At 42.8% G+C, this 9,147-nt stretch carries 7 protein-coding genes and 1 pseudogene; 6 read left to right on the forward strand and 2 right to left on the reverse strand.

The genetic code is table 11. From position 1 onward, the window contains the following. Positions 1 to 137: 137 nt before the first annotated feature. Entirely contained in the window at positions 138 to 1,826 is a 1,689-nt protein-coding gene (locus VK097_RS12510) for an aryl-sulfate sulfotransferase (protein ID WP_324212145.1), read from the forward strand. A 279-nt stretch (positions 1,827 to 2,105) separates the two neighbouring features. Here VK097_RS12510 and VK097_RS12515 read toward each other — a convergent pair whose 3' ends face one another. Beyond that, positions 2,106 to 3,359, reverse strand: a complete 1,254-nt coding sequence (locus VK097_RS12515; RefSeq protein WP_324212146.1) for an ABC transporter permease — start codon at positions 3,357 to 3,359, stop codon at positions 2,106 to 2,108. Next, on the reverse strand, positions 3,352 to 4,278 hold the full coding sequence (locus VK097_RS12520) for an ABC transporter ATP-binding protein (protein WP_324212147.1): 927 nt from the start codon (positions 4,276 to 4,278) through the stop codon (positions 3,352 to 3,354). Before VK097_RS12520 ends, VK097_RS12515 begins: the two co-directional genes overlap by 8 nt. Before the next feature lie 606 nt (positions 4,279 to 4,884). Here VK097_RS12520 and VK097_RS12525 point away from each other — a divergent pair. The 5 genes and pseudogenes from VK097_RS12525 (at position 4,885) to VK097_RS12545 (ending at position 9,033) form a co-directional block, all read left to right on the forward strand. After that, positions 4,885 to 5,103, forward strand: a complete 219-nt coding sequence (locus VK097_RS12525) for a hypothetical protein (RefSeq protein ID WP_324212148.1) — start codon at positions 4,885 to 4,887, stop codon at positions 5,101 to 5,103. Between the two features lie 244 nt (positions 5,104 to 5,347). After that, the gene (locus VK097_RS12530; protein ID WP_324212149.1) at positions 5,348 to 5,941 is read left to right on the forward strand and encodes a superoxide dismutase family protein; all 594 of its coding nucleotides are present in this window, start codon (positions 5,348 to 5,350) and stop codon (positions 5,939 to 5,941) included. A gap of 104 nt (positions 5,942 to 6,045) precedes the next feature. Continuing rightward, a pseudogene (locus VK097_RS12535) lies at positions 6,046 to 6,282 on the forward strand (TSUP family transporter); the annotation flags it as partial. Between the two features lie 166 nt (positions 6,283 to 6,448). Continuing rightward, positions 6,449 to 7,642, forward strand: a complete 1,194-nt coding sequence (locus VK097_RS12540; RefSeq protein ID WP_324212150.1) for an MFS transporter — start codon at positions 6,449 to 6,451, stop codon at positions 7,640 to 7,642. 80 nt (positions 7,643 to 7,722) lie between these two features. After that, positions 7,723 to 9,033 (forward strand): IS91 family transposase, encoded by a 1,311-nt coding sequence (locus tag VK097_RS12545; protein ID WP_422655535.1) that lies wholly within the window; start codon positions 7,723 to 7,725, stop codon positions 9,031 to 9,033. Positions 9,034 to 9,147: the final 114 nt, after the last annotated feature.

Below are 9,147 nucleotides of genomic sequence, written 5' to 3' on the forward strand. Positions count from 1 at the left end.
ACTTTTTACACTTGTAATAAATGTTTATGTCAAGATTTTTGACAGTTACAGCTGATATCTTCACTTGTAGGCATCAACTGCATCATTTATACTAAAAAGTGGATTATACTAATTTTCAAATGGAAGGCGGTGGCATAATGAGGAAAGCCTTGGCAACCTTTGTTATACTGGCGATTATCCTGGTGATATTTTTCGTCGTTATCGAGTATGCCGGGAATAGCTCGGATGACGCCATAAAAGGTACCGGTAAAAAGGTTGAAGCATCAGACAGCACAGCTGTTTCATTTCATCCCGATGGTGAAGTGGAACAGCTTTCCACTTATGACACGCGCCGTATGAAGGAACAGGAAGAGATGGAACAAAAAATTCGGAAAGATTATAAAGAAGGATCTTATTCGATGGAAAATCCTTTTGTGAGACTGGATCCATATGGAGTTGCGCCGTTAACAGCACTCGCCATGTTTGAAACGGACGAACCTGTCAAACTTACTGTGACCGTCGAAGGGAAAGAGGATCGCGGGGATATTTCGCGTACGTATGATAACTATAAAACTAAACATGCCATACCTGTGCTTGGCCTCTATCCAGACTATGAAAATACGATTACTATAGAGGCGACGACTGAGGCCGGGGAAACCGCAACAAGCACATTTACTATTAAAACAGATCCGCTGCCGGACGATTTTTTGACGAATGAAACGGCAGCGTCTCATCCTGAAAAAATGGAAAACGGCATGACTTTTGTGATTCCAAGTACCCGGTATGCATATGCAGTTGACCATAATGCTGATGTACGCTGGTATTCAACGTTGTGGAATTCACACGTTTTCAAGCGCCTGGATAATGGTCATCTCCTATACGCTACAAAAGAGAAGGGCCAGAATAAGTACAATGAAATGCTTGAGATGGATATGCTAGGAAAAGTATACAATTCTTATCTGATCCAGCTTGATGATTATGAGGATACAAATGTGGTGCATCATGAAATGATTGAATTGCCAAACGGAAACTTTCTTGCCACCGTTCATGATACGGAATCGGAGTATATTGAGGATGAGATGATAGAAATTGACCGGGAGACAGGAAAAACAGTGCGGGATTTCAGTATTCGCGACTTGTTCCCTGAAGATTTTTACAAGGAGTATGGGAATGTATTTTCCGATGATGGCGACTGGTTCCACCAAAATGCCATCTGGTACGTGGAAAAAGACGACTCGATTGTCATATCCAGCCGGCACCAGGATTTAGTGATGAAAATGTCCTATCCGGAAGGGAAAGTGGATTGGATTTTGGCCGATCATGAAAAATGGCCTGATGCTTATGATAAATACCTGCTTGAGCCAAAAAGCGATGACTTTAAATTCCCGGCCGGCCCGCACGCCCCGATGACAATGCCGGATTTTGATAATAATGAAAAGACCACTGATTATTTACTGTTTGATAATAATGTTGTGATCACCCGCGGGAAAGATCCGCTCAGCGGGGATTTCAGCCAGGCCGTCCAATATCGTATCAACCCAGAAGAAATGACGATTGAGCAGGTCTGGAAATTTGGCAAAGATCGCGGTGAAGACTTTTATTCAAAAATCGTCGGTGATGCGGACTATCTTCAAGACACAGGAAACCGGCTGGTGACCTCAGGTTATATTGACGCTGATGATGGCATGAACAGCCGGGTTGTGGAAGTCAATGATGAAGAGCCGGCAGACGTCATTTATGAACTCGTCATATCTGGTTTTGAAAAGAAGAGTCACAGGCAGGCATACCGTGCAGAGCGTATGCCGCTGTATCCTGAGCAAAAATGGAATGTTGAAATAGGCAAATAGTTGTGAGGTGAAGCAGCTGAATGTGCTGCTTCATTGTTGTCAAAGTAAGGAAAGCGGTTTTATTAGAAACAACTTTTGAAGAACGGAGAAATTTGCAGGAGAGTACGAATATCAGCAGAAGACCGGAAGTATCGCCAGAAAAGCTTAAGTATCCCCAGAAGATCGCCGTTATCTGCAGAAGAAAAGAAGTATCAACAGAAGATCGGAAATATCAACAGAAAATAGAAAAAGATATCAGGGGAGCTGCCACTAGAGTCTAGGAGCTGCTCCCCTGATTCGTTATGCTCTGATCCATTTCCAAATTTCCGCTGGGGTGGCGTTTTTTCCGTACATGAGGATGCCGGTCTTGAATATTTTCCCGGCAACCTTCGTTAGTATCCAGATGCTAACAACCAGAATTGCCAGCGCAATGATGATTTCGACCCATGGCCATTCTTCCAGCACCATCAGACGCATCAGTAATACGCCTGGCGTTGTAAATGGGATATAGGTTCCGACCTGGGCCACAATTCCGCTTGGATCGTTGATGACCGGCGCGATAAAAATGAACGGCAGGAACGGGAGCATCATGACCATACCCTGGAAGTTCCCGGTTGTTGACATATCTGCCATCGTAGCGCCGACGCCAACGAACAATGCGGCAAACAGGAAATACCCAAGGATGGCGATACCAATCAGCAGAATCAATTCAGGCACAAGCAAATATTCCAGAATGGCCACATTATCCAACTTCCATATGCTGATCGGAAGGGCAAACGCGAGAAATACGGCCGCTTGAATCATTCCCAGGCCAAAGTAGCCGATTATTTTCCCCTGCATCAACTCACCTGGGGTAAGTGATGATAAAATGATTTCGGCAATTTTGTCCTTTTTCTCATTGGACGCACTCTGAAAAATATACATTCCGGAGACGACAATGGAAAACAGGATAATAGCTGCGAAGGCCCCTGGGATGACTCGTTCATAAGGGTCTTCCCCGAGAAATCCGCCACTCTCGCTTGCTGTTTCTGCACCATCAGCCGCAGCGAGTTCCTCCGATGTTGTTTCCTCAAATTGAATATTCATGGAAACAGCGGCAAGTTGCTTGTCAGATAGACCAAGCTGCTGCATCTGGAGTGTTTTGACCGGGTTTGACAGAACCTGTACCTGATTCATGAAACCCGGCTCGATTTCCTCACTTGTGTAAACAGGAATGACCCCGTCTTCCAGCGCTCGTTCATCAAGGAAAATATAGGCGGTATTCTCGCTGGATTCCAGTTCAGTCCCCACATTTTCCTCATTCACATTGGTTGTCTTGATGTCCCAGTTCAGGTCAGTTGTTTCAACCGTTTGCTGCAAGCCTTCAAACATTCCAAGCTGGTCATTGACAAATACCTGTGTTGCTTCACCGCTGTCTTCAGAATCGCCAAAAAGACTTCCAAAAAACATAAATCCTAAAAATAGTACAGGTGTTAAAAATAAGCCGATTAAAAAGGATTTATTCTTCAGATTACGTTTAATTTCCCATTTAGCTACCTTCATAGCATTACGCATGTGATACACCTTCTCCCTGTGCAATATTCCCATCGGTTGCGATATCGATGAAAATTTCGTGCAATGATATGCGGTCAATTGATAATTCCTGGACAGACAGGCTTTCAGGTAAATTCTTCAGCCAGCTGACTGCCTGGACATGTTTAGCCAAGTAGAGGACAGAGGTATCCTCATCCTGCTTTACCCGCTCAACATCCGGAAGACCTTTAAGTTTATCCAGATTATTTTTCCCGCGTATCGTACATTTAAAGTTGGCGTATCGCTCTTTGACGTCATCCATATCCCCATAAATGATCCGCTTGCCGTTATGCATCATAAACAACCGGTCACACATTTCTTCCACCAGATTCATCTGATGCGAGGATAATAGAATCGCAGTGCCGTTTTCTGCCAGATTGCGGATTTCATTTTTAAATAGTTCCTGGCTGACCGGATCCAATCCGGAAAAAGGCTCATCCAGAATCAAGAGTTCCGGCTCATGGATGATTGAAGAAATGAACTGTACTTTCTGTCCCATCCCTTTTGAAAGCTCCTCAACCGAACTGTTTTCCTGTCCTTCGAGATCAAACTTTTTCAAATAAGTGAGTGCGCGCTCTTTGGCTCTTTTCAGCGGATAGTCCTTCAGTTCAGCCAAATAAAGCAGGATATCCATCACTTTCACATTTTTGTACAGACCACGTTCTTCAGGCAAATAACCAATTTTATGCCGCGGGATTTCATCATGACCCTGGAAGGAAATGGTCCCTTCATCGGGATACATGATGCCCATAATATTGCGGATAGTCGTTGATTTACCCGCGCCATTCGGCCCTAAAATGGCCATGATTTCTCCCTTTCGTACATCAAATGTAATGTCCTGAATAACTTGTTTGTCCTTAAATGATTTCTTTAGTCTGTCGACTGTCAGCATTGTTTCCATATGTTGTTCACCTCTCTAATTTGAACGTGCTAAATCGTTTCGTGTTAAAAACTTCCCTTCGAATTTAATCGATATAAAAGAATTTCTTCCAGATCCAAAGTTTGTTTCCCGCCTTGTAATACGCACAAATAGTCCGCAAGTTTCATAATATGTGCAAATTGATAATTGGATGCTCATTTTTTGGTACTAATATTGTATATATACGGTATATGTCCGTATGAAAAAGTCAAGTGAATCTGGAAAAATCATTGAAAAAGTGTAGAATAGAGAAAGGGAATTATTGATTCGGCTGAAATTGTCACTATTGGTGACAAGGTATAATAAGGTGTTCTTTTCAGTCGAAATTCCGGAAGTAGGGCTGAAATATCGGAAGTAGGGCAGATAAACCACAAATTGGTTTGATATTTCATAAATTAAGTCGATAAATCGAAAACCCGATTGATATTTCACAGATTATGTTGATAAACCAAAAGTCAAGTCGACATCACAAAAATTCAGTCGAAATTCTGGAAATTAAGCTGAAATACCAAAAATACGGTTGATATCCCGCGAATTCAGTTGATATTCCAAATTTGTTGCACAGATTTTGTCAGGAAGGTGAATAAAATGGGATGGATCATAGCAATTATCACAATGGCAGCGTTAATTTTAGCTATCTATTTATTGGATAAAAAGCCGAACCTCAGTCTGGCGATTGCCATTATTACACCATTTGTCTGTTTTTACTTTATCGGACGATTGGATGGTGGCGTCATCTTTTCATTTTTTGCAGCTATTTTTGTTGTTATTATGAATGTGCTGAACCGAAGTAAAATAGAAGATTAACTAGCTGATATAAGCAGAAAACGTCGCTATTAAAAAGAAGCTGACCTTTACCATCGGAAGGTCAGCTTCTTGTGTTAGTTATCAGCGGCCTTTTAGATTTTATCAGTACTACAGTGCAGCAGATTTAACTTAATCCTTCGTCTCTCTCCAGTTTTATCAAAGCCATCAGTTCTGTATAAGTTTTCCAATTTCGTACAAACTAAAAAAAGAAAAAAGTTCCATGAAGTACAAGGAGAGTGACGATATGAAAAAATATATAGTGATATACAGCTTGGCATTTGTCATGCTATTGGCTGCCTGTGCCGATAAAGAGTATGATGTGGAAGAAACACAGAATAACAGCTCAAATGCTGGAGTTAAAACATCGGCCCCGGTTAGTGAAGAAACAGAAAAGCTGGAGGTGACAATGTACAACCAAGATAAAGAAAAAATTGGTACAACAACGATCAGGCCTGTTTATACGGGTGTAAAGATTACATTGGAGGCGACTGATTTGCCGCCTGGAATGCACGGTTTCCATATTCATGAAAATGGCATCTGTGAAGCACCGGATTTTAAATCATCAGGCGGACATTTCAACCCGACTGGTGGCAAACATGGCTTCGAACATCCGGAGGGCCCGCATGCCGGTGATTTGCAAAATATAAAGGTTGATCAGGACGGAAATGTATTCGCGGATGCTGCAGCGGAAATGGTTACTTTGGAAAAAGGCAAAAACAACTCATTGCTGAAAGAAGGCGGAACAGCGCTGATGATTCATTCGGGAGCGGATGATTATAAATCGCAGCCGTCAGGTGATGCCGGCGAGCGGTTAGCCTGCGGGGTCATCAGTGAGTGAATATGATTGGTGTAACATGAGACCCGGGTCGATGCCCGGGTTTATTCGATCTGTTATACTGGTGAAAATATCAGTTTTTAGCAGGTGTTTATTGGGAAACAGTTATTTTATTTTCTCTAATTATATTAGTTGCTTCTATTTTGCAGACAAGTACAGGTTTCGGCTTTTCGATTATGGCAACACCGTTTCTGCTGTTAATGTTCGAACCGCGGGAGGCAGTCCAGATCAATCTGATTTTGTCGCTCGTCATTTCGGCATCGCTCATCACGAAAATCAGAAACGATGTCGATACCGGCATATTAAAACGGCTTGTGGCAGGAAGCCTGGCGGGTTTGCCAGTTCGCTGATTCAGGTCGTGTTTGCCGGAACATCAGCGGAAATCTGGAAATCAGGTGCAGCCGCCAGAAATTCCTCACTTGTTCCCATTCCAAATTCTGATGGACCCATGTATACTGAATTTCGAGTACCTAAATAACACCATTCTTAAAGAAAAGGGACGGAGAGACCATGGCAACTGGCGTGCATACTCAAGCAGCTCATGTCCAAGATAAAATTTGGACTAAAGATTTTGTGATTATCTGCCTGGCTAATTTCTTTATTTTCCTAGGTTTTCAAATGACCATGCCAACGCTTCCGTTGTTCGTGGAGGAGCTTGGCGGAAATGACCGGCAGATCGGATTGATTGTCGGTATTTTTACGTTTTCCGCACTGCTGCTTAGGCCGTATGCGGGTCATGCTCTTGAAACAAAAGGCCGCGCATTTGTTTACATGACTGGTTTGATCATTTTTGTGTTATCAGTAGGGTCATATGCATTTATTTCCATTATTGCGTTGCTGTTTATCATGCGTGTTGTTCAGGGAGTTGGCTGGGGATTATCAACAACAGCGACAGGAACGATCGCTACTGACCTTATTCCGCCGAAACGCCGTGGTGAGGGGATGGGCTATTTTGGCCTCTCCGGTAATCTGGCGCTTGCGTTTGGTCCTTCACTGGGCTTGACACTAACAGGGTATATTTCGTTCACGTCGCTATTTTTGATATGTGCTGCGCTGGGACTGACAGCATTCATTCTGTCGACCCGAATTCGCTATAAGCGTGTGGAACAATCGGAGCATAAATCAACTACGGTTAAATTTGATATATTTGAAAAATCGGCGATCAGACCGTCCGTGCTGTTATTATTTATTACCGTCACATTTGGCGGGATTGCCTCTTTTCTGCCCATTTATGCCGAAAAGAGCGGTGTGGCCGGGATTGAGTTGTACTTTCTTGTTTATGCCTTGTTTCTGATGATTTCCAGGTTGTTTGCGGGTAAAATCTATGACCGAAAAGGGCATTTATATGTTTTTCCGCCGGGGACGGCACTCATTTTCTTGGCCATGCTTCTCCTGTCATGGCTGCCGAACACCAGTATAATGCTTGTTGCAGCTGGATTATATGGCCTTGGTTTTGGTGCTGTCCAGCCGACGCTTCAGGCATGGGCAGTGAATGAGTCACCTGATAACAGGCGCGGGATGGCCAATGCCACATTCTTTTCCTGTTTTGATTTTGGTGTGGGCATAGGTGCGATATCGTTCGGTCAGATTGCCTCAGTGTTCGGCTATAGCATGATTTATCTGACAGCGGCCGGGTCTGTACTATTTTCACTCCTCCTTTATTTTTATTTATATATAAGAGCAAAAGTCCGGGCAGCTGACTGACTGCCCGGATTTTTTAAAAGATAAGAAAGTATAAATTTTTGACCCTACCACAGTGTTGTTTACTGTGGTATCTTTAATTTATGGTGAAAAATATTATGAAGCAAATCTTTTTTGATAGTAATCAACATTGGGAGTCATTTAAAAAGAAGCATGGAGATAGGATCCGACCGGTAGTCACAAAGGAGGTTGAGCGATTTCGTGACTGCGGGAATTCGAAGAATGGATTTAAACTCTTTGTTTGCGAAGGCTGTCATGATGTTCGAAGAGTTCCGTATCGATGTAAAGGACGATTTTGTACAACTTGTTCCCTGGGAGAAAGTGAAGAATGGAGCCGCCTTTTGACAGAAGATGTCTTACAAGTGAACCATCGACACGTGATATTTACGATCGATGAAGGATTACGTGAGATATTTTTATTACATCGCCATCTTCTAAAACCATTGATGGATGAGGCAGCCAAACTGATTTCGGACTACTTTGGAAAGAAAGCCAAGGTAAAACCAGGTATCATAGCCGGTTTACATACGTTTGGTTCAAGGGTGAATTTTAATCCGCATGTCCATATGTTAGTAACCATGGGAGGGGTGACAAAAAAGGGAGACTGGAAAGGATACGATTATATTCCATTCAAGATGCTACGAAAGCAATGGCAGACCGTGGTATTAAAGTTAATCAGAAAGAATCTGACAAAGAAAGAAAAGAAACAGGTTCAGCCACGCTTACAAAAGGCTTTTTCCGAAAATGGGGAAGGCTTCTATGTGTATGCACCAAAACAAAGGGGGAAAATAAAGGATCAACTGCGATACATTGGCCGTTATATGCGTCGACCAGCGATTGGAATCAATCGGATTGAGGCATATGATGGGCAAACTGTGACCTTCAAATACATCGATAAAAAAGATTATCAAGAGAAACGTGAAACGTTGACTGCCGAAGCGTTTATCAGTCGCTTAATCCGGCATATTCCGGATGAGCAATTCAAAACGATTCGTCATTATGGCATGTACTCAAGACGAAGCAAAAGCTTAAGCAAGAGAATGTTGGCTGCATGGCAACAAAGAACAAGACGCTGGATATTGAAAGTGAAGAAAACGCTTCGCCGCCAAACATGGCGAGAGCGTGTTATTTCCAGTGGCCAAAAAGACCCCATGATATGTCCACACTGTGACAATTATTATGAGTACATGGGGGAAGTGTGTCCGGAGGATGGGAAACTAGAAATAAAAGTGGCATTTTCAACTGACGCAAGACGCTATATGGAGAGGGTGATTGTCTATCTCGAAGAAACTCCGAAACCAAAACAAACGGAAGAAACACAAAAAGAAAAAGGGGACCGATCATCTACAACCCAAGAAGACGTCGATCAATTATCATTGTTTAATGTGTCATGAGGAAGAGGAAATTCCTTATGATGTTGTAAGAGATTTTGATTTGATGGATGGAGGGGATCCAACAACTCCACCGAGATTTAACTGTGAACAATGCGGAGGAGAGATGTATCCAGC

Origin of the sequence: Lentibacillus sp., assembly GCF_035301675.1 — a bacterium.
Classification (GTDB): domain Bacteria; phylum Bacillota; class Bacilli; order Bacillales; family Amphibacillaceae; genus Lentibacillus.